Below are 23,379 nucleotides of genomic sequence, written 5' to 3'. Positions count from 1 at the left end.
TTTTCTTATGCCAGTTTTTCGAATAAATCCTAGCGATAATAATCATTCTGTACCTAAAACTCCAAGTCCGTCAGTTTCAGGACCTGCAGATAAAACTTGTTTACTACTTGCTCCGACTGCTCGCTCTCAAGTGTACATTGCAGAGTTGGAAGGAAGAATGTTCAACCACTCCGTCACTCTCCTTGCTGGTTTGATTGTCCTCACAGTAGCCATCATCGTTGTTGTCGTTGCCTTGACAATTCTAGCTCCTGGCCTGCCGCAAAGCATTTTATTAAGTGTTGCCTTTGCAGGAGTTAGCATTGGAGGCTTTGCTGTTATGAAGAGTTTAGTTTATATTGCTCGTGATCTCATTTCTCCAAAAATGAAAGAACATCGTCGTGTGAAGAGCGCCATATCTATAGGTATAGGTTTCACAGGCTTCGGATTGGCTGCAAAACTAGGAGCCGCCTTTATTCCAGGAGGATACGGGAATCTCCTAGGTCCTGTGGGATCTAGTGCTTACTCACGAGGAAGTCAAACAGCCTTGGCGAGTTTCAGCCATTATCTTTATAGTAAGTATTTTCGTTCCGAGAAAGTCGCTCGTGGTGAGGCCCTTACTCTCGAAGAAACTCTAAAAGAAGCGCAAAAACTTCATTACATTTCTCTAGCTGTTACCTTAATTGGCGTTGGCTTAGTCATCCTCGGTGTCCTTCTTGCAATTGCAGGAACCTTATTCTTAGCAGGAATTCCCGCGGTCATTGCTATCGTTCTCGCCCCTCCTCTGATTTCCATAGGAATAACGGCAATTCTTCAATCTTTACTACACAGTAGTGTAAGCAAATGGCGTACCTTCTTCACCTCACAACAGAATCAAGTACTTTTCGTAGGAACCTCACTAAAAAGTATCCGCGATCAGGAGTGGAATTGGGTGAACGAGGTTAAAGAAAGCAAGGAAGAGGAACCAAGCATGGATGTCCAAGCTTCTATAGAAATAGAAATTCCAGAAGAAAACCTCGAGGCAATAAATGCTACATCGCGGATTTCTTCAGAAGAAGTGGAACAAAGATTAGCATTAACCATGCAACAAAAGATCTTCTTTGCAATAGCAACACTATTGTTATTAGCAGGAGTCGCAGCTTTGATGGTTTCTGGATTCGGAGGACTGACAGCATTACAAATATTATTAGTGGCAACGATAGGTTCCGCAGTTGCTTCTACAACTTTCCCTATGGTATCCTCGGGACTTGCCTATACAGCGTACCAACTAAAAACAAGGCTGCGCATTAGCCGGTTACGATGGAAAGAAGCAAAAAATAAATCTTATGTTCGCAATTTTTTAGCTGCCGCAGGATCTACATATACGGATAAAGAGTTCAACGATGCTTGGCAGAAAGTCTATAAGAAGCAGGTAAGGGAAACTGATGCCGCCATCCGTCAGGAAGTTCGAAATTTCGAAATGCACAAAGAGGGCAACAGTGTGATTGTTGGAGGTATCCTCATCGGCGTTGGTGTTGGAATTATGCTCCTCGCCTTAGTGCCTGTCTTTACTCCGATTATCCCCGGGTTACTTACTATTGGTGGCGCAGCACTCGCTATTGGCGGAGGAATCTTAATGCAAAAACTCGTCGATTGGCTTTATAAGGAACTTATAAAATTACGAAATCGTCGTCGCAAATGTCGCGAATGTCTCTATAACCCTAACAACATTACCAGTGGTGGACTCGACTCCATCGCTGCCGATATCCTTGTTGAAGCCATGGCCACTAGTCAAAGCGGCCTATTCCAAGAGACAGAAGAAGTTATCGATGCCGATAGTATCTTCAATAACTAATTTCTTTAGATACTAAGTGCTTCTCCCTTCATTTTTAAAGACTTGGCATTACCGCGTCCCTTTGAATTTCTAGAAATAAAGAGGGAAGAAAGGATTTTAGATAGAGATTTTTGTTCTTCGATGTGTTTAGTATTGTTAATAAGATAATTTGTTATTTTAATTTTATTTTTTTCTATTTGTTTTAAAATTTAGATATAAAATATTGGTTTTTTTTAAATAAAAATTGAGTGATTGCAATTATGGGAATTCATGGTGTAAGCGGTCCTGGCGGAGGACCCCCAAGATTACCTCCTAAACGTAGGCAGGAAGCTGAAGATGTAGAGAGTGGTTCTTCGAACAATTTAGGGGGACATAACGTGATCGAGGTAAATCAAGGAGAAGAGGAGTCTACTTCGGGGTTGTCTTTTGGTGAGACAAGAGAGCGGCTTTCCAAGCTACAGATGCGTACTCCAGAAGATCAGGATCAGAGAACCTCTTCTTCCTCGGGTCCTAACGTATTCACACGTATTTGGAAGAGCGTAAAGAATTTCTTTACCTTTGAACGAGTGGCAGCACCTACGATTTCGTCGCCAATACCTCCAGGATATGTCCGACATGGAGTGCGGTTAAGTGGAATTGATGAGATAAGATCGCACTTGGAAGAGCATCCTCGTAATATCAGTTCTCAGAGTGGGTTTTCACTATCAGAGTTGGAAACACGCACAAAAAATTTTAATGAGCTATTGGACCCGAATAAGGGAGAAAGCTTACCCCCAAGCCAGCAGGTCTTAGTACGCGAATGGCTAAAGAAAACAGATAAAGATCTCCAGCTTACTGAACATTCAGATAACTCCTCTCAGAGCCTCGAAGAGCTAAGAGATGCAATCACCTCAGATCCTCAGGATGTCAATGACAACGCACTTGAAGAACTGATACTCGATGGTGAGAAAGCTTCGGATCAACTTTCAGCTTTTCGGGGGCCAGACCATGATAGGGATGATGTTCTCTACGCGCAACTGAATCTACAGTCAACTTCTGAAGTACATCCTAGGCAAGAAACAGCAGTAGAATACACAGCTATTCAGACCGGTGAATCCCAACAATCTGCTACTCAAGATGTTCAAGAAGCGCAGTCTTCTTCAGGTGGAGTGCACAAATCTCGCGCTCAGAAAGTAAGAGATTTTTTCTTGAGTGTACTTGCTGCAGTTCAAAAATTTCTCAGCATGGTGCTCGAGAAGTTGCAAGCAGCACGTCATGCTGTAGCCGTGGGCATAAGACGCACTTTTAATCGAACTCAGGGATTTTTTGTCTCACGAAGAGGTGGTGATAATCTCCCCGGATTACAAAGACCTCAATCTACTAAGGAGAAAGTTCAAAGTTGGCTGGAAAGACAGCAGATGGGAACTTTTGACAGCCAGGGGAACATGGTGATTCCTGAAGAGGATGTGGAGATGTTAGAGAGCTCGTCACTAGGTTCTAGTGATGACTTTCCTGCTTTTCAAGAGGAGATACTAGTTCAAGTTCTCGACCAGCAAGTTAGGAGCGCGCTGTATTTGTATCATGGACAATCCGCATCTTTTCCTGCTGCTACTCCAACTGCTCCCACTATCTCGGCTATTCCAACTGCTCCCACTACTCCAACTCCTCCTGAAAGTCCTGTAAATCCCAGTCCCCCTGTTTCTTCTATTGTAAATCTCAGTTTTATGGAGGAATTAAATGCGCGTTTATCAGAACGCATGTTTAGAATATCGGAAAATGAAGATTAAAATTATTCAGGATAAAACTCTTTTGAGTTTGATTCTGAATAATTTTATTTTTAAAAGCATAAATTATGTGTTGTATTTGTTTTTATTTTAGGAAGTAAGTCACATGGCATCAGGCATAGGTCCAGGAGGACCAAGAAGAACACAAGATGTACCTTATCCAGAGGGGGAAGATAATCCCCAGCTAGAGGAGGAAACAGGTCTACTTGGAACACACGGGATTTCGAAAGGAAAAGGAAACTCTTTAGCGGCTAAAAGATCAGGAGGAATTTTTGATCGTATTCGTTCTGGAGTACAGAGAGTATTGGACTTGTCTTCTGGAGAAGGAAGCAACAAAGCTGCGGAAGTGCGGCATTCGTTTTCTACAATTTTTAAAGAAGAAATCGCAGAGCAGTCTAAACAAACACCTCAAGGAACAACAGAGATAGAGACATCAGGGGAAGAGGAAAAGGAAGAAGAAACCGGTCGTACAAGTCCTACAGAGTCGGATCCTTTAGAAGGTACTTCCACATTTTCATCACAGGCAGGCGCGTCTCATTCCAAAATGCGGGCTTTCAACAAGAAAATGCGGGCTTTTAACAAATTGAAGCACACATTTAACCAATGGACATTGCCTACAGATCCGCCTCCTCCAGATGTTGAGCCCCTATCTTCTTCTGATCTGGAAAGTAGATTATCTTCGTTACAGAAGATGCTTTCTGACATGGCCGACAGTAGTGAAGAGCAAATTGAGCTGATGAAATTAATAGAGATTACCCGACAGCAAATTAAAGAATCCCGCGGAGAAACAGGTGAGACAGCGGATGTTATAGCAAAAGTTTATCTACCTGATGACATGGGTAAATCGCAAGAAGTCCTGCTAGATACAGAAATAATAGGCTCTTTGGGTGAAATGGAGCTCACGAGTTATGTAACCGCTTTTAGTGATGAAGATATCGACTCTATTTTAAGTGCGGGGGAAAGTGCTGTTTCTAAGCTAGAAGATGTAGATGAATTTCTATACAGTTCTGTTGACATGATTAATGCGCTTTTTCCTCCTCTGGTCTTACCAGAAGAAAGTTTCGAGGAATCATTAGTGAGTCCTTCCCTTCTTGAGGGCGCCGAAGGTTTTGCAGGCCCGGAGGACTCCGGGGGACCCAGCAGGCCTTCCAGTTCTCAAGCTTCCGAAGTTCCTAAAGCAAGTGCAGCACCACCTCTGAGCCAAACACAAAGGGTCTGGCTTGGCGTGAGAGGTCTTATCCTGGGATTTTTAAATTTAATTATAAATTTCTTTAGAAATCTCATGGCTAGGCTGAGACTTGCCCGTCATGCAGCTGCTGAAGCAGTGCGTCGTTGTATTGCTTGTTGTAGTCACGATACAGATAGCGTGAGTGGGGAGCCGTATCCTTCAACAACTTGGTATGTAAATTTAGAAGGGAATGATAATTCTCAGGAATTTTCAAAAACAGAGATTCCTGGTATAGGGGGACCCCACGAACCCCATACACACCGCGATTTTTTGTCTTCTCTAGGTGAATGGTTCAGTAGGGAATCTTCTAATTATAGAGAAGGCGCGTATTGGATTAAAGAAGACCAGGTTGAAGAATGGCAGCACAGTTCTATTTCATTCATAGAAACTGAGCAAAAGAGGGATCCAATCGTAGATAGTCAAGGGTATTCCCACTTGCGATGGCATGGATCCGATGGACCATCTGTATATGAAGAAATGAAGCCCTTCGTAAGGCCAACCCCAGACGATCATGGGAATTCTCGCTTGCAAGAGGAATCTATGGATGATGAATCTATATACGAAGATCTAAACGACGAACCCGTATATGAAGATCTGGATAACGTAAAGAAAAGCCAATCTTCTAGTGAAAGTTCTTCTAATTCAACTCTCCCTACGATATCTCCTTCTGAGGATCCATTTTTTAGCACTTATACTCACGAGGATGGTAGCCGGTCCTATGTTTTTAGGATAGCGGAACCCCCACAACCATTGCCGTCTCCACTAGTTGAAATCCCCGAAGGATTCCTGTCCGAAGCCTATGCATTATTAGTTGCCCTGGTAACAACAACAGCAAGAGACCAGATAATGAGGACGCCTCTATCTTCCCCACCTCCTTCTACCCCTTCAGATTATATAGATGTTTTATCGGAATTGGGAACAACTACAATGATCCTGCAAGGCCCAGCTCCTTCTTCTGAAGAAGAGTCAGAAGTTTAAGATAAAGAAAAGAATAAGGAAAAGATGTGATTTACCTTATTCTTTGTTTAAGATTACCGTCGTTATCTTTATGAAACTTGTATGGCATCAAAACTTGATAGTTGTCCTAGATGGGTAAATAATAGCTATCCCCCTCGATCTCTATGGAGAAAGGGAATTTCCACAGCGTTTGAACGTTTTTTTAACTAAGAATTTTCTTAAGTTATGGAGCTTTCTTCAAAGCCACGAGTATAGGAATACTCTCCTCACTAGGAAGATTCTCTTTGGATTGTTTATGCTCTATTTCATCTTCCTCAGCACAGAATCTTCAAACGAAGTTGCTACTTGCTAAATTCTTGGTGATTTCTTTTTGTAAATTTTTTCTATAAGCCACCTCTTAATCAAAATCCTAGACAACAAAAAAAATATAGACTATGCGATGCGGATACCACTTAGATTCTACATTTATATCTTGTCTATGCGATTTGGTAATTTAGGGATTTTATTTCCTCTTCTATACAACTGTCTTTTTTATGGAAGTGAAACGATTCATGATTCTTCGTTTGTTCATGATATATCTAAAACTTCATCCTTAATTTTTTCCCCGTTTTCTTTGGCAATCTATGCTGGTTCTGATCCTACACATTCCCCAACCCTTCCCCAAGGGTCCCGCTACGACATTACCCGCGATGTTATAATTTCAGAATATCGTGAGTCTTATCGCGTGAACTCCTATTACTCTTCTTTGAGTGGAGGAGGCCTGGCTTGTAGAAACATCAATATCTCCAATAATGTAGGGGATATCTTTTTTGAGCAAAACGCTTCGGCTGATATGGGAGGGGCGATTTACGCAGCTCAAGCCTGTATTGTTTCGAATAATCGTAATTACACATTTGCTAGAAATTACACGCAAAAAAATGTCTCCAATCCGTCGAATACTTGCAGTGGCGGAGCTATCTATGCAGATGGGTGCACCATTTCTAACAATTTAGGCAAAGGGAATTTCTCCAATAACCTTGCTCTGAGTAAGGGAGGAGCAATTTATACTACGAACAATCTTACAATTCTCAATAACACAAAGGCGATTCTCATCAATAGCAATCAGTGTAATGCTGCAAAAAGCTTAGGAGGCGCTGTCTATACTGCAGGGTCTATGATTGTCTCGGGGAATAAACAACCCATCGTGATTCTTAATAATACGGCAGGTCAAGGAGGGGCTATCTTTGCCGAAGAAAATCTTGTTATATCTGACAATGAAGAAATCATCGAGTTTGCCAACAACACGGCATTTGGGAATGTGTGGGAAGTAGGTTGGAATCCAGGGGGAGGAGCGATAATGAGTCTCTCTTGCATTCTAGAAAATAATCGTCGTGGGCTTATTTTCGACAATAATCACAGTTATCGCAATGGAGGTGTTTTCAATTGCAAGCAACTTACCATTCAAGGGAATGGGCCTGTATATTTCACGAATAATCTGGCACGTTGGGGCGGAGCTATAATCAATCAGCCGACTAGGGAAGATAGTACTTCAAAATTTGTATTCTTTGCCGATTATGGAGATATTATTTTTAATTACAATTTCACTGCAAATGGTACATTAGCTAGTTATAGAAATGCGATACATACCACACCGAATGTAAATTTGCAGATAGGGGCACGCGCTGGCTATAGTGTCATTTTGTATGATCCTATAGAGCATGTTCACCCCACTAGGGAGACGTGGCTTTTTAACCCTGAGCCTCATCATCAAGGAACGGTATTATTCTCAGGAAAGACTGTGGATCTTAATTTGACTACGGATCTTAATTTGACTGCGGATAAAAATTATTTTACTTATTCAGGAAATCGTTCAGAACTCCACCACGGTGTTCTTGCCGTTGAAGATAAGGCCGGGCTAGTGCTTTACCAATTCTCACAGATGGGAGGTACAGTGCGTCTTGGCAATGGTGCGGTAATTTCTACGATGGGACGTATGATAGCAGAGGTACCCAACCCAACATCAGAAACATGGTCGACTATAGGGAGTGTTTTGACTTTGAATAACATTGCTATCAATCTACCTTCGATTCTTGCAAAAAATGCTCAACCTCCAAAAATTTGGATTTATCCTACAAGGTCTGGAGCGAAATTGAGTCCGACATATATAGAAGACAATCATCCTAGCATTACGGTATCAGGCCCTTTAACAGTAACAAATAGCGACAATACAAGTCCCTATGATAGTTTAGATCTTTCTCAGCCTTTGCACCAAGTTCCTCTTCTTTATATTTTGGATGTGACAGCAAAACATATAGATACTTCAGAGTTGGACATCACTGCTTTAAATATGGGGCAACACTATGGGTATCAAGGTCTCTGGTCTCCATATTGGATGGAGACAACAACAACAACAAATCCAACTTCTCCGCTTTCTGTAAATACACAACACCGAGTTCTTTATGCTGATTGGACTCCGATTACGTATTTTCCTGATCCTATGCGAAGAGGGGAACTTGTTGTTAATACGTTATGGCAGTCTGCTTATACAACATTGGCAGGAATGAGAATCCTCTCTCCTGAATCTGCACAGTATACGGTAGCAACTTCGGGACATGGCTTGAGACTCTTTGTTCACCAGCAGAGCTCTGGAGATGTACAAGGATTTCATAGCCAGGCTACAGGCTACGCTGTAACAAGTGCTGCAACAACAGCAGCGCACAATAAGGTGTCGTTAGGCTTTGCACAGTTCTTCTCAAAAATGAAGGAATATACTACAAAAAATACAGTTTCCTCACACAGTTATTTTGCTAGTATGCAACTAGAAAGTTCTTTATGGAATGAAATAGAGGTTTCTTGTTCTTTAGCCTATACTCACGGCTCTCATCAGCTTTCTAGCAATTACATCACACTTAAAGAAAGCTCTCAAGGGGCATTTCACAGCCACACTTTGGGGGCAGCATTCTCTTGTACTTTCTTACCCACAGCAATTACGAAATCTCTCCACCTCACTCCTTTTGCTAGGGCAGTCGTTATCCATGCAACACAAGCTATGTTTAAAGAGGTAGGAGATGGAGAGCGAGTCTTTGCTATGCAACATCCTCTAAGAAATGTCTTACTTCCTGTTGGGGCACGTTTTTATTTGGAATCGTCCTCAACTCATTTACCTATGAGGTGGGAAGTAGAAGCGGCTTACCTCCCCTCAGTCTACCGTCAAAACCCTAAAATACAAACAACATTGCTGGTAAGTGGAGGTTCATGGTCTACTCCTGCAGCTTCTGTAGCTCGACATGGCTTTGCACTAAGAGTAAAACATACCGCAGATCTTTTCCTTAATGTTAGTATAGCTTTAGATTACTCGGGAGAGGCCTCTACCTCTACATTAAGTCATGACTTACAAGGAAAGTGGAGATTAAAATTTTAATATAATTTAGTGAAGGCTAAGTGAAAATATCCATGCGAGTCTTAAGAACAATATCTGGAGTGCAGTCGTATTGTCGATTATTTGCACTAGTGCTCAGCTCCTCTTCATTTTTGTATGCTGATCTGACTTCTCTACCTCAAAACGTTTTTTCCATAAATTCTTCTGAGTTTGCCCACTATTTCCCTTTGGCCAAGGATGTAGGATTCTCCCTAGAGCAGTATGTAAAAAATACATTCACTGGTAACACTTGGGACTCTACCCATGACTTTGTTTTTTCAGATTTTAATTCTATAATAGCTCGTAATAATGCTATGACCTCTGGAGGTAGTTTTGTTTGTAGAAACTTCATACTAACAAATGCAACAGACAATGTATTTTTAATTGAAAACTCCACAAGCAATCGTGGGGGAGCATTATACACAGAAGCCGCATGTGTCATTACAAAAAATAGTGCAAACATTCTGTTCGTTCGAAATCAAGCATTCAACATGCCCTCTTTTACCAATACGAATACGGGAGGAGCTATCTACTGTAATACAAATGGAGAGATCTCGAAGAACCAAGGAACCCTTTACTTTATGGATAATATTGCCACAAATATAGGAGGTGCTATTCATACCCTAGGGAGATTGGATCTTCTGGATAATATTGCCCCTATACTTTTCTTCCACAACACTGTAAATCAGGGACAAGGGGGAGCTGTGTGTTCGGCAAACTCAACAATTTCTGGAAATGCCTCTCCTATCTACTTTATAAACAACCGAGGAAGGCATGCTGGAGGTATCTATACCAAAGATCTTTTCATCCAAAACAATAGCGGCATTGTTGTCTTTAATGACAATGCTGCTTTTTATGAAAGTGTGGCGGATACTAGAGAAAGCGCAGGTACTTCAACAAGCATTATTGTGAATGCTTCAGGAGGTGCTGTTTATTGCACAAACCTAACAATAGAGAAGAATCCAAGTGTTGTTGTTTTTAATAACAATGCTGCGGGTCGCAGTGGCGGAGCCATCTACAGTCAAAATGTCACCATTCGCGATAGCGGACCCGTCTATTTTATCAATAACTATGCAAACTGGGGTGGAGCAATCATGTTCTATTCTCGTGGTATGGGATCTTTTTTTGCCGATCAGGGTGACATTGTATTTAATAATAACAATGTATTCCAAGATGATCAGTTTGGTAGGAGAAATGCTATCCATTGCACTGCAGGGGTTTCTTTAACTCTAGGAGCGAGTCGTGGGCGTACAATTGCCTTTTATGATCCTATAGAGCATGAACACTCAACTGACAACCCTCTACAAATCAACCCACAGAGTCATCATCAAGGTACTGTGTTATTTTCTGCAATTCATGTTCCTAAAGAATTGTTTGCGCAAGAAAGAAACTTCTTTACGTATTCAAAAAACACCGCCATTCTAAACAATGGCGTTCTTGCTATTGAAGATCGTGCAGGACTCGCTGTTTACCAATTGCAGCAAGTAGGAGGGACCTTACGGTTAGGAAACGCAGGAGTCCTTACCACCAATTCAAAAAATAACAGTACTGTAAATTCTTCGCTTACTATTAACAACCTTGCCTTGAATCTTCCTTCTATTTTACGTCAAGAAGGACAGGCTCCCAAACTTTGGATTTATCCTGCTGTAACAGTCTCCGGATCCACACGTACCTTTACAGAGGATCCCAACCCGACAATCATTCTCTCGGGACCCTTGTCCCTCCTCAATGAACATAATCAAGATCCTTACGACAGCCTCAATCTTTCTGAGCCATTGCAGAACGTCCCCTTAATTTATCTTTGTGATGTAACAGCTCGTCATATCGATACGACAAATTTTGAACCCCAAGGATTAAATGCAACAAAACATTATGGGTATCAAGGTGTGTGGTCTCCGTATTGGCTAGAGGTCATTACAGTAACCGACGCAACATCTGCAGAAACTGCAAACACACTCCACAGGTACCTTTACACCGATTGGACGCCCTTGGGTTACCTTCCCAATCCAGAATACCGAGGAGAACTCGCTGCTGCCACTCTCTGGCAAGCATTCTATACTACTCTGGTAGGATTAAAAAACTATGATACCATTTTTACTCCTATCCCATGGACTTCTTCTCTGAAAATGCAAGGACAAGGAGGCTCTTGTGGCCTCTTTGTCCATCAAAACAGCACAGCACATGCTGCAGGATTCCGCATTGATGCTACGGGATATGCCTTGGAAACCTCAACACAAACTGCTCTAAACCATAAAATTTCGCTAAACTTCGAACACACGTTTAGTCAAACTCACGAAGATCATAACTCCAACACGGCAGCGTCCCAGACTACTTTAGCTGCTATGCGTATAGAACTGCCTTGGATTCATGACGCCATGGTTACCTCAGCAGCCTTAGCCTACAACTATGGTGTCCATCACTTACAAAGTTCTCACCCCACGTCTAGTGGAACCTCAGAAGGCAGATGTCGAAGCCACACTTTAGGAGCTCTGCTCTCTCTTACTCTGCCCACACAGCGAGCTACACAACGCCTCTTCTTAACACCTTTTGTACAAGCTATAGGGATCCGCGCTTCGCAGTCTACTTTCACAGAAATCGGAAATCGTCCTCGCCATTTCGCAACACATCGACCTCTGTATAACCTCACCTTGCCCATCGGTATGCAGACTCAATGGAAGTCCCACTTCCACCTCCCCACAAAGTGGAGGATTGTCATTGCTTACCAACCTATCGTCTATCAACAAAACCCTAAGATTGGAGTGGTCCTACTGGCAAGTGGAGGCTCATGGCTCACCTCAACATCCGCTCCTGCTCGCCATGCTTTAGCCTTTAAGGGAAGTCATGAAACACAGCTCTTCTCCCACGTCTCTTTTTTCTTCAATTATCAGGGATCTGTATCTTCGTCGACTTCAACACATTACTTACACACAGGAACAGCGATCAAGTTTTGATGCCACGGTGCAGACCCCCTTAAAAAGAAAGAACATTCTCTATATTTATATAGGGAATTTTCTTTGCATTCGGGGATGTGTATAGAGTCGATACCCTGTGTCATGAATTGGGGAATAGCCTTTTTATCGGTATACGTCTGAGGTAGGTAGAAATAAAATTTTTTGAAACTTTCCTTATAGTGTCCTTTTCAAATTCTTACTATCCTAATCTTGAAATAAATAGTTTAATGGTAAAATTAGAAAAAATCTTTGTCACTATTTTTTTATATTATTTTCCATATAATTGATCAGAATTTTTGTTAAACTAATTTAATTACATAAGTGGGCATATATTTTTCCTACTGGTTTGGAGTCGTTAGAGAACATTTTCACAAAGCATTCGATACGAACATGTCGTTATGCTCACGTATTTCCAACTTTGCTTTGGGTGTGATCAAAAGTTTCCCTGTTCTTGGACCTCTTTATGTATGTCTTGAAAAGATGGTTTCCGATTTCAAAACACGGTCACTAACAAAACCACGCTTCGTCTCTGATATCATGCAAGCAGAGAAGGCCACATGGTTTCCCTGCCAGAGACGTTCTCAAATCGTAGCTCAGATGCTTCACAACTCTCGAGGTTCCCTTGCTTTTGAAGATCAAGGAAAAATCCATGGTATCCTCCCTAAAGTGGAACGTATAGATCATGGAGTTGTGTATGAGGTGAACCTTCTCAAAGATCAGCAACTCTCCGATTTGTCTGTTTTTTTTGCTCCCATCCGACTTGGAGTTCTCGGAGCTTATGCTGTAACTCCTAAGCCTAACATTGGGGCAATATATGTCACCTGTAGGATCAGCATAGGGAGCGAAGATATTACCACTGCGATTCGCATTGCGAATCTCTTGCATGTGCATTATCCTCAAGCCGATATTGTAATTTATTTTAAAGCTAGTGAGACTCCTCTATCTTTTTATGATCATGTACTTTCTCAAATAATGCCTAGTATACGTTATGTTGACCTGGACTTAATATACGATGGGACCACGAGTACAAATACTCTCGTCCCTGACTTGATTGTTAACATTCAATCTAAGAATCAGGGGTACCACAAATCGGAGTTAAACAAGATATTCGCTCTCTCTCACAACGTGCCCTGTATTGATATTGGAGAAGCGGGATTAATGAACCTCTATCGTGATGACGATGTTTATCTTAACGCTTTAGTGGCTGCGAGTCTAGAAGGACATACAGCTCTCTACCGCTTTCTTACTTATGGGATGGGCGATCTTACACCCAGCATCTCCCTCGGTTTTTCTCAAGGGACAGGCATTCTCATAGATGCAGAAAGAGCAGAAGCCCCTCTTTCTGAAGGACACTGCTGCCCCTCCTATCTTGTGGATATAAAACACGTGAACTTAAGAAAGCTTCTTCTTGCCGCATTTATAGACTACGAGAAGAAGGATCCTACCGTCTTGCGTTCTGTTTCCATAAACTACGGAGATTCCTACGGTTTGAGTCTACGCCGTTTATTTATAGATATTGTTATGCTTGATGAAACCGAAAAAGATGTTGTTGTCGTTTGTAATCACAAAGTGGAAACGGGGATACGAATGACAGAGCACGATCAAACGGTATTTAACGAGCGTAAGTGTCTCCTTATGGCAAATAGAGGGTATTCCCATCTTAATGTTATCCATTGTTGTGATCAAAGCATTGAGGTAAAAGAACGTGTTGTGTTGAATGAAACAAAAGGACGGGCCTATACTTTGATCCTAACATCCACACTTGATGGAAGTGATGTGAGAAATTTACAGCTCGCCTCGGATAGAATGTTAGCCACTGGAGATAATAGCGCTTTTGAATCTATGGCAGCGGGATGTAAGCTTTTTGTCTATGAGACTTTAGAGCATAAACACTGCTGGCAAGAGGAACAAGCGATATTTGCAAGTAGGATATCTTCTGATCTCGAACGCTTCTTTGATACAATTGCCCATGAAAATAAAAAATTGATTCGGCTCCTACCACAACTGAAGAATCCAAATCTTCATAAAGCGTGCCGCACGTTCTGTGAAACCGCCGTTGCTTGTAAAGATTTTAGTTATGTCTTAGATACCGCCGTGCGCCAGGCAATTTGGACAAGCCGTCATCCTGAACTTATCGTTATGGAGCAGAAGGCTTTAGGAGAGCCATGCTTGGATAGCATCACTCAGTATATTGATAGTTATGAAAATAAAACACTTTCCACTCATATAGCTATGTCAAGTTATAAGTTTGTAGTGGACTTCAAAGATTTGGAGGAGGCTCTCCAAAATTTCTTTGTGTCTATGCTAAAGAGATCGTGAGGGTTTTCTAATTTTTTCATCGGAGTAACATTCAAATCACGTTATCCTACCTGCGGCTTCCCAAAGATTTTCAGCAGTTTATGTACAAAAATGGCTTCAGAAAAGAGCTTTACTCCTATTTTAGATGCTACTCACCAGACAGTGAGGACTTTTAAAAAGCTTGAGTTCATAAAACCTAAAATACAGAAAGCTTCAAGTCCTAAGCTCATGAATACCTTGGATATCTAAAAGAGGGAGAATCCTTAAAGATACGCGGATTCTATTACAAGGCAACTACAGAGTAGCCTGTACTTTCTCAGAATCTTAGTATTTCCTGTTTAAAAGGATCCGTGCCAACCTAGAGAAATGCGATTGTTTGTATAACCTCTTCTGCCTTCTAAGGTGTAGTCTATAAATGCTTTGGTATGCTTGGAGAGATCTACAATATCATGAATTTGTACAAACATACCATGGCGGCGTAATGCTGCTCCAGAGATAGAAGTACTCTCCTGATTAGAAACTATAGTAACAACATTGTGGGGATTCACCCTAAGAATATCCGGCTTATAGGCAACCTTCAGGGAGAGTAAAGAAGGAGCCTTTTTAAATGGTGACTGCCATTGTGCTGAACACCCAAAAGGCAAGGCAACATTGTAACCCCGCCCACGACTAAAATGACGAGCTAGAGCTCCTTTTTCTGTGAATGCATGTTGCCAACCTCCAAGGAATTCTGCTGAGATAAATCCAGAGAGACCCCAGGCTTGTGCAAGATTTCTAGTGAGAAGACACCAATGGAGGAAAGGATGCTCTGCAGAGATCAACACAGAGTAACTATTGTTATGCCAGCGTCCTTTCGCCGTGGAAGTTTTTCTTAAGGTTTTGTATTGTGTCGTGAAATTGTTCGTGGTGTAGCCATAACACGCCTCCCAAGAAATCAGGGTTTCAGATTGTTGGGTAACTAGAGGAAATCTTCCAAAGAATGACAAAATAGAAATTTGTCCTGAATCATGAGAATCGTAGGGGTGTGCGTATGTTGTGCCATAAAGCTGTCCAAAGGCACCGCCTAGAGTCGTGTTGTCAGGATAATGCATAGAAAGAATGGCTTGGTATCCTCCGTAGCGTCCTCCAAATCCTTCGTGATTGTTTTTGCTATTGTGTTTTGCATAGACCCCCAGTCCCTTTATTCTGAGAGAAAGACCCTCGGAATCTGTTAAGAGGGTTTCTTGCAAAGCATCAGCACAGGCTTGGTTAGCTAAAAAGGAAATCCATAATGTATTGCTGACAAGTTCGCCGCGACGCTCAGGAGAAAAAAGATACATAGCTTTATCTTGAGAGGAAGTCGTCCACAATGCATAAAGGGTATTTGTCGGAGGTGTTGTCCCCCCAGGAAGACTTCCATCAGGAGCAGGAACGAGATTAGGGCGTAACCAGGTTGCCGTCCATCTTCCTTGATAGCCGTAATGGTCTGAAGCGAAGATATCTCCATCGGGAAAATCTGTATGGGTTACTGTAGTTCCAGTAAATGTAACCACAGGAATGGCTAAAGAATTTTTTAATAATGTTATATCATAAAGTTCATCATTGTCATCAGAAACAAGAGTTAGCCCTCCTGAAACAGTCACTGTTTTTCCCGAAGCATTCACAGCTGCTGTAGCAAAATTAGAATCTAAGAAAGAAGCAACATCAAATCCTAATTTCCCAATGGTAATATTATTTGTTGTAGCTCCCCCAGTAGGAGTTCCTAGCTCTAGAGTCGCCCCTGTTCCCAAAGTCAGTTGTCCTGCTGAAGCTGTAAACCGAAGAACTTTGACAATCGCGTTTTGTGTAATGCGTAACTCTCCTCCAGCAACAGTCACATTCCCTAGGAGGGTTGTTGTTTTGTTCCCAGGAAGTAACAACTCTGCCGTAGAAAGATTCTCCGAGGAAAAGATTACAGATCCTAAGCTTCCCTCAGAATTAATGATAATGGGTTTAGAAGTCGCTCCGGTTGAGGGTAAGGTTTGGGTAATGGGATCATAGAAAATAAGCCGCGAGGTGCTAGTCGCACAAAGATCTGTAATATCGCCGGAATCTACAGTAATGGCATTGCGAATTCCTGGTTTAGTGTTGAGCATGTTCCCAGTAAAGATCACATCCCCCCGAGAGGCTGCAATACGTAGCTTTGATGTTGTATCTGTTCCTCCTATAGTAGGACTAATGTAAATAGCTCCGCCTTTTTCTGCCCTGTTATTTTTAAATACCATAGGCCCATAAGCGTCAATATCGAGAGATTTAGCACAGATAGCCCCTCCATTTTTTGTCGCAGTATTGCTATGGAATGTAAAAGGACCTCGATTCGCCAAAACACATTGCTGAGCGTAAATCGCTCCCGCTGAATCTGCAGTGGCATTATAACTAAACGTACACGCCCCTGTATTTCCCGTAAAAATAAGGGATCCCGTAGGAATACAGATAGCCCCACCCGCTCCTAGAGCAAATGTCATGCCATGACCCGGGGTAATCCCTTTTAAACTGTTGGCTGTAGAATTTCCTGTAAAGACAATATCTCCAGAGTTGTTTTTAAAGATGATTGAGCTTCCGTAATGTAGGACTCCTCCAGCACAAGTACTGAAATTATGAGCAAACTCCATAGGGGCTGAGTTGTTGGAAATAATCACACTCGCAGTGGGATAACAGCCAATCGCAGAGCCGAAGTTCGCTATATTGCTAAGGAAAGAAATTTTCCCTGTGGTTCCTGTAATCTCTAATGCATCGGTAGGTTGGATTACAGAGGAACTTATATTTACCGTTGTTACTGTCGGAGAGCCTGTGCTCGTAGTAGACGCAGGAGAGTATGCGCATTTATTGTTAGTGAAAATTAGATTCTTATTGAAACGAAAAGAAATTTTACTTCCATGAATTAATCCTCCTTCACCTGAAGTTTGGCTTCCATGAATAGTGATTGTGGAAAAGTTTGTAAACGTCAACGTTTTCGTAGCAGAAAGTAGAGCTCGGGTACTAGAAGTCATCGGAGCTTGACAAAAAGAAAAACATAACGAGTGGCCATTGCCTAAGAGAGAAAGATTCCCGGAGCTCCCCAAAAAGGAAGTTGGAAATTCTATTCCTGAGATTTGCGAGTAAATATAGTCAGAGCGAAATTTGAGTTCCTCCCCTTGATCAAAAAAAGGAGGGGAGAACGGCTGCCCATAAAGTGTTTGTGGACCAGATGCCCAGCTCGTGCCACATAAACAGGCAAAAAAATAAAAAGATGAAGACTTAAAAGAAAGAGGCATGCCTCAACCCTGTCGTTAAATGAGATTTAAAACCGTAGTTTGCTTCCTACATCTAGAGTATATTGACATGAGGTAGTGCGAATATCACATCCTCCGTGGCCAAAGAGCTCTATGTTATTGTTTACTGAAGTATGGCTGGATGCTTGTATTCGCAGGGCATGCCTTGCCAGATTCGTTGCTACTGATGTCCAGGCTGCACCATTGATAGATAAGGTGGTCATGCAATTAGGATTTCGGCGATACACATCAGGAACATACGCTATCATTATGCTATAAAAATCAGGCCGACGATGAGAATTCTTATCTAATCGTATTCCTAAGGGAATAGCGACATTGATGAGACGACCAGGATTAAAGACCCGTCCTTCAGTTCCTTTTTCTTGGAATTTTCCATGGTGGGCATAAGCAACTTCACCTTGTATAAAGGGGACAATCTGCTTGAGATTTAAGAGAGGTGAAGACAGAATTATAGGGAAGCTACCCCCGAACTCTCCAAGCCAGCAATTGTTGCTCCAGCTGGCACGTCCTTTAGTGAAATTTGTGTAGGGTGTTTTCAAATTCTCATTACTTCGACTATAGCTAATACGTGCGGAAAACGAGGAGAAAACCCCCGTAGAAAACCAAAGAGGTTGGGTGAAGCTAGAGTATACTGTACCGAAATACACCTTGGATTGTGCATTGGCAATTAAGTAATCTTTAGATTTTGTAAAAAGCTGGCCAAATCCGATACCAAAAATAGAATCAGAGACTGTTTGAGAATTTGCAGTGATCAGGTACCCCCCACTCATATGGCGATAGGCACGAGCCTCCGCACTACGATCGCTATGGAAGAAGTTGGAAATTCCTGTAAGGCAAAAGCCCTTGCTATAAGAGAAGCCATCACTTCCCGCTGTTGCTACCTGATTCACAACACGTAAATCAACAAGATTTCCCCATAGGCTATTAGGCACAAGAGGAGCTAAACGTCGAGGACTAGGAATATAACCTGCCTTAGTCCATGTTCCCATGACTCTCTTATTCGTGGCGTCCCAGGTAAGTTTCCAAGAGCCTTGGTAGCCATAAGGAGAAGTTGTGTATCCTGCTGGATTGAGTGAGAAGTCAGAGAGAGTCGATGTCCCCGTAGAGGTTTTAAGCTCTACGATAGGAAGCGTAAGGGATTCTTGATTTAGAAGACCATGGTTTTCATAAAAGTCTTCCTTGTCATCTATAAGACCTAGACTCCCTGACAGGGTGAGAGTACCGCTTGTGCTCCTCACATCAACGCGTGCTACTTTCGTAGCATCCAGAGAACGTAAGTTGATCACTAGGTTAGTCAGGATAATATTGCCGTCTGTATTTTTGTCCGTGGTCCCATCTGTTGTCGCTAACGTCGTCCCCGCATCCATAATGATTGTAGAATTCTCTTCTTGTATCAAAGTATGTACGGCAAGAGTCGCGCCTTTTTTTAAGGCTAAAGTTCCCCCCTGTAAGGTTACTTTTTGATGCAGTGTAGATGTAGAGTTGTCAGCATTTCCTATTTGGCCTGGGGTGAGTGTCTCTCCTGAAAAAACAATCCTCCCTTGATAGTTAATGTTAGCGTTTCCTACAGGCTTAGGGTTGATAATAAGATTTGGAGCTGTAGTCCCAGAAGCAAGAGATGCAGAGGTAATGGGGTCATAGAAAAATACACCATGATCTGTACCTGCTCCTAAAAGAGCAAATTTTGCATTTTCATTGAAATGTATGGCATTGCGCGTTACTGTTACGGAGCTACCCTGTTTTACAGTGACATTTTCATTAAAAATGATGTTGCCTTGGTCTGCAGATAAGGAGAGCTCCCCAGAGCTAGCAATTGCAATAGCGGCTCCTTTACCAGAAATGTTTCTGGTAAAATTTGTCGGACCATTAGATAGTATGAAGATTTTTTTACCATAGATAGCACCTCCTTCTAAAGCAGAAACATTTGTTTTAAAAGTAATATACTGTTCTCCTTTGAGTGTGACTCGCGGAGTTGTTCCTGCTTCTTCACTTTCTCTTGTAGGCCGGTCAGTACAGTAAATCGCTCCTCCATATCCTGCGATAATTGGCGGTACTGTAGTAGGCAGTGGGAGAACAGAATTTTCTGGAGACGCCGTATTATTCCAGAAGATAAGTTGATTATTGTCTGTGAAAGTGAGATTCCCGTAGGAGAATATCGCCCCTCCTGTACGTGCACTATTATTCAGGAATGTCAAGCCCTGGCGATTTCCTAACGAGGTCAGAGAAGCTGTAGGAACTCCAAGGAAAATTGCTCCTCCATAAATCGCAGCAGCATTGCTGTCAAAGAGAATAGGAGCTGTATTCTTAGTAAAGGTAATCGGTCCTGTACTTGTTAGAACTCCTCCAAAAGTAATCGAACCATTAGCCTTAAAAATGATAGAGTGTTCTGTACCCTGTAGGGTAATGCTAGTAGCATTTATACTACTACCACTACCTGCAGAACGGTTATGTTGGAATAGGATAGTAGAGTTATTCTTGAAGATCGTAGGCGTTGTAGAGTAAATCGCAGAGGAATGTACTAATGTTTTTCCTGCTGTTGCTGTGTCTGAGGTTAACGCTTCACAATTGGAGAAAATGAGTCTCTTAAAACCGAAAAAACTTAGGGAATAAGTTTCTGGAGAGTCAGTGACTAGGTTGCTGATTGCTGCACCGTTAGTAGAAGTGCGGATATTGGTAAAAGATAGGGTAGATCCTTTCCCAATTGCCGTAAGGGCGCCTTTTGTATTGCTAAAGCAGCTAGAAGCTGTTCTTGAAATCGAATCGTCAACGTTCGCAATAAAGAGATCCCCGGAGAACCGGGCGGTAGTTCCCTCAGGATTGGCAAGTGTTGTGTAGGGGAAGAGACTTCCTTGGAGTCCATCAAAGTTACCCGAAGGCATAAAGATCTCGATAGCTTGCATGGTAAAGGGCATGATTAAAGCCGTAGAAGTTAAGCACTTGCGAAGAAACATTTTCATTTTCGGGTGAAGAAATAACTGAATTGCTCTACAAATAAAAGAAAAAAAGTAAAAAAGCAATGGTGTTTATAAAGAAAACTTTAGGACATCTTTAAGAACTGTATTCCCATTAGATTCATTTAAATAAGCACGCATCTCGAGTGGAAATGGGTAGGAAGAAAGCCCTCTCTTCTCCCCTAAGAGAGAAGAGAGAACTAGAATGTTGAGAATTAAAAGAGGATTTTAGCTCCAATACCTGCATGATAGGACTGGGAATGTAATCCTAACTCCCAAGTGCCTTGTTCGAAGAGCTCAATATTATAGAAAAGCGGATGATGATTGGAAAGTTGTAGAACCAGAGCTTGGTGATCAAAGTCTGTAGCTTGTGTTTTCCACGAAATGTTGTTCCTATGCAAGGTCACTTGGTTTGCTGCTTGCTTACGATAGACGTCAGAGGTCCAAGCTACAGATAGCTGTACGGAGCTAGGAGAAATTGTAGAGTGCCTCTCTAACTTGAATCCTACAGGTACCCAAATATTTGTTAAAGTAGTGCCTGTAAAATCTCGGGCATCAGAACCCTGCTCTTCCACTGCTGGCTGGTCTACGTAAATACTGTTGACTTTCACAAAGGGTGTAATTTTGTATTCTGAAGAATTGTTATGCATGGTGAAGGGAAGCCCCATAGCAATTTCACCAGACAAGCAGACATTTGTCCAAGAGCTATTCTGCGTATTTGTAAACGTATAGCGTGTAGCTAGGTCGTTTGTTAACATGCTGTATCCCGCTTGTATAGATAAGAAAAGCGGCAAGCCAGATTGATTATTAAAACGCGCATAGACAACACCAAACCTCGTGGTGAAGGTGTTCTTAGCTACGGCAAAGTCTTGAGCGTGTCCTTTAAGTTGGCCAAAAGCAACGCCTAAAACATGATTTAAACAGAAGTAAGCATTGGCTCCGAAGGCCCCACCAAAACTTTCATGGCGAAATAGCTTCTCTTTATTTTCTCCTTGTTGTTGGAAATAAGTAGCTAAACTCGCAGCCCAGATCCCTGCAGCATGACGCGGGCTGTCAGCATTTGTATCTATAAGCTGATGAACAGCGCGCATATCTAGAGTTGCATCCCATGAACTCGTAGGGACTAAGGAACCTAAACGTTCAGGGTTGAGGTTATAGCCCGTAGGATACCAACTCAGCTGTGCCTTTTTGCTTGCCATCGCGGGAGCCGCATAGGCTTCTGAAGAAGAAGGCTGGTGTTCCCACGATAGAGACCAGTTTCCTTGGTAACCATGGTGAGGAGCTTCCTCGAGGACAGTACGTAAAGCTTGATCTTCAATAGTGAGATTATTTAAAGAGGCTCCCGAGAGTTCCAAAGTGTCTAGGGTAAACTCATCTTTAAATTTTGTATCTTCATAGCATAGTTGTGTGGGATCGTAAATGACCAGGGGATTGGCTAAAAAGATCTTGGTATGCGTGCCCTCTGTTGTGATCTTTACTGTTTTTTTGTTCTCAAGATTACCCAAGTTAATCCAGAGGTTTTGTAATGTAACATGCTCCTTACATTGTAATGTTGTTCCACGATCCATAAATAATTTAGAGTCTTCGTTTTGTGTGAAGGAAGATATTTTTAGAATAGCATCATTTTCTAAAGCAAGAACTCCTCCTGCTAATTGTACATTTTGTGGGAGTGTTGAGGTAAGGTTATCTAGGGTGCGTTCTTCATCAGATAACAGGCCTCCAGAAAAACAAATGCGACCTTTATAAGCTTGTGCATCCAGACCCGGAGCATTGATGATGATCAGCTTTGTAGGAGTGGAAGAGTGCTCTGAGCTTGTAATGGGATCATAGAATGTAATCCCATACTTTTCCTTGGCACGGAGTTGGGTAAAGGTAGCGTAACTATCAAGATGGATGGAGTTTTTCACAGCTTTAGATGTAGAAATTACGGTATTACCTAAAAAAATGATATCCCCCTGGTCTGCGGAAAGGGAAATTTCTCCTCCTGGAGGGATGGAGATCGCACCGCCTCTAGCATTCACATTCCTATGGACGTGGTTATTTTTGAAAATAGTAGGACCCCCTGCAGAAATGATGAGTTTGTGGGCAAAGATGGCACCCCCCTCTTCTTCTGTTGTGTTATTTTCAAAGATCATATGACCATTATTGGAAAAAGTAACTGTAGGGTGGTCTACTGTAGAACCAAGAAGATAAGGAGTTTGGATTGCACCCCCCTTCATTTTATTTCTAGTATTCGTAAAGCTTATGGAATCATTGTTTTGCATAACAATAGAGCCAAGGCTGTAAATAGCTCCGCATCCTTCATTAAACGATGGGGCTGCATTGCATGCTAAAATTGAAAAGTCTGATAAGGTTAAGGTAGTATTTCCAATGTTATTACAGATAGCAGAACCAAAAGCTGTTGTCTTGAGGTTATCAAATTTTAAGACATGGTGATTGCCTAGGAAGGTGAGATTCCCCGCATGGTTATTAAAAACACGAGATTTAGTGCTATTTTTTACTCCCAAATTGGCGATGTACACATCTTCTTTGAGTATGTAAGAAGTTCCTCCTTCGTCTAGTGTAGTTTTGGGAGTAAAATTTGTATTGCTGGTAGTCTCATCATAGCTATCATGTTCAGAAAGGTAAATCACATTTGCTGATGCTTGCAATGTTAAGACTAAAGTAGATGATATAAGTAAGTAGCGCCAAGAAATCATACAGTCTCTAAGTGTTGGTAAAGTGAAAAAAGAAGATGTTAGCGAAGGCTAAAGAA

At 41.9% G+C, this 23,379-nt stretch carries 9 protein-coding genes; 6 read left to right on the top strand and 3 right to left on the bottom strand.

Annotation, left to right across the window (positions count from 1 at the left end):
* The first annotated feature begins 7 nt into the window (after positions 1–7).
* The 6 genes from Cs308_RS00370 to Cs308_RS00345 all read left to right on the top strand — a co-directional run bounded on the left by Cs308_RS00370 (position 8) and on the right by Cs308_RS00345 (position 14,404).
* Positions 8–1,810 carry a hypothetical protein gene (locus Cs308_RS00370; RefSeq protein ID WP_066481283.1) on the top strand — a complete coding sequence of 601 codons (1,803 nt, stop codon included), beginning with the start codon at positions 8–10 and terminating at the stop codon, positions 1,808–1,810.
* A 239-nt stretch (positions 1,811–2,049) separates the two neighbouring features.
* Positions 2,050–3,555, top strand: coding sequence for a hypothetical protein (locus Cs308_RS00365; RefSeq protein ID WP_156506719.1), 1,506 nt, complete (start codon positions 2,050–2,052; stop codon positions 3,553–3,555).
* Positions 3,556–3,658: 103 nt separating this feature from the next.
* Positions 3,659–5,758, top strand: coding sequence for a hypothetical protein (locus Cs308_RS00360; RefSeq protein WP_066481278.1), 2,100 nt, complete (start codon positions 3,659–3,661; stop codon positions 5,756–5,758).
* Positions 5,759–6,215: 457 nt separating this feature from the next.
* Positions 6,216–9,137: a polymorphic outer membrane protein middle domain-containing protein gene (locus Cs308_RS00355; RefSeq protein ID WP_066481276.1), complete on the top strand. Its 2,922-nt coding sequence runs from the start codon at positions 6,216–6,218 to the stop codon at positions 9,135–9,137.
* A gap of 32 nt (positions 9,138–9,169) precedes the next feature.
* Positions 9,170–12,085 (top strand): polymorphic outer membrane protein middle domain-containing protein, encoded by a 2,916-nt coding sequence (locus tag Cs308_RS00350; RefSeq protein WP_066481273.1) that lies wholly within the window; start codon positions 9,170–9,172, stop codon positions 12,083–12,085.
* A 321-nt stretch (positions 12,086–12,406) separates the two neighbouring features.
* Positions 12,407–14,404: a DUF562 domain-containing protein gene (locus Cs308_RS00345; protein ID WP_255362665.1), complete on the top strand. Its 1,998-nt coding sequence runs from the start codon at positions 12,407–12,409 to the stop codon at positions 14,402–14,404.
* A gap of 317 nt (positions 14,405–14,721) precedes the next feature.
* On the opposite strand, the gene Cs308_RS00340 is transcribed toward Cs308_RS00345, so the two are convergent.
* The 3 genes from Cs308_RS00340 to Cs308_RS00330 form a co-directional block, all read right to left on the bottom strand.
* The gene (locus tag Cs308_RS00340) at positions 14,722–17,655 is read right to left on the bottom strand and encodes a polymorphic outer membrane protein middle domain-containing protein (protein WP_066481269.1); all 2,934 of its coding nucleotides are present in this window, start codon (positions 17,653–17,655) and stop codon (positions 14,722–14,724) included.
* 26 nt (positions 17,656–17,681) lie between these two features.
* A complete protein-coding gene (locus Cs308_RS00335; protein WP_066483291.1) occupies positions 17,682–20,630 on the bottom strand; it encodes a polymorphic outer membrane protein middle domain-containing protein in 2,949 nt (982 codons plus the stop codon).
* Between the two features lie 209 nt (positions 20,631–20,839).
* Positions 20,840–23,323 carry an autotransporter domain-containing protein gene (locus Cs308_RS00330; protein ID WP_066481264.1) on the bottom strand — a complete coding sequence of 828 codons (2,484 nt, stop codon included), beginning with the start codon at positions 23,321–23,323 and terminating at the stop codon, positions 20,840–20,842.
* Between the last annotated feature and the right edge of the window lie 56 nt (positions 23,324–23,379).

It is taken from the genome of Candidatus Chlamydia sanziniae (genome assembly GCF_001653975.1).
GTDB lineage: Bacteria > Chlamydiota > Chlamydiia > Chlamydiales > Chlamydiaceae > Chlamydia > Chlamydia sanziniae.
The sequence above is the reverse complement of the archived record's forward strand: the minus strand, read 5'-3'. Positions and strand labels throughout refer to the sequence as shown.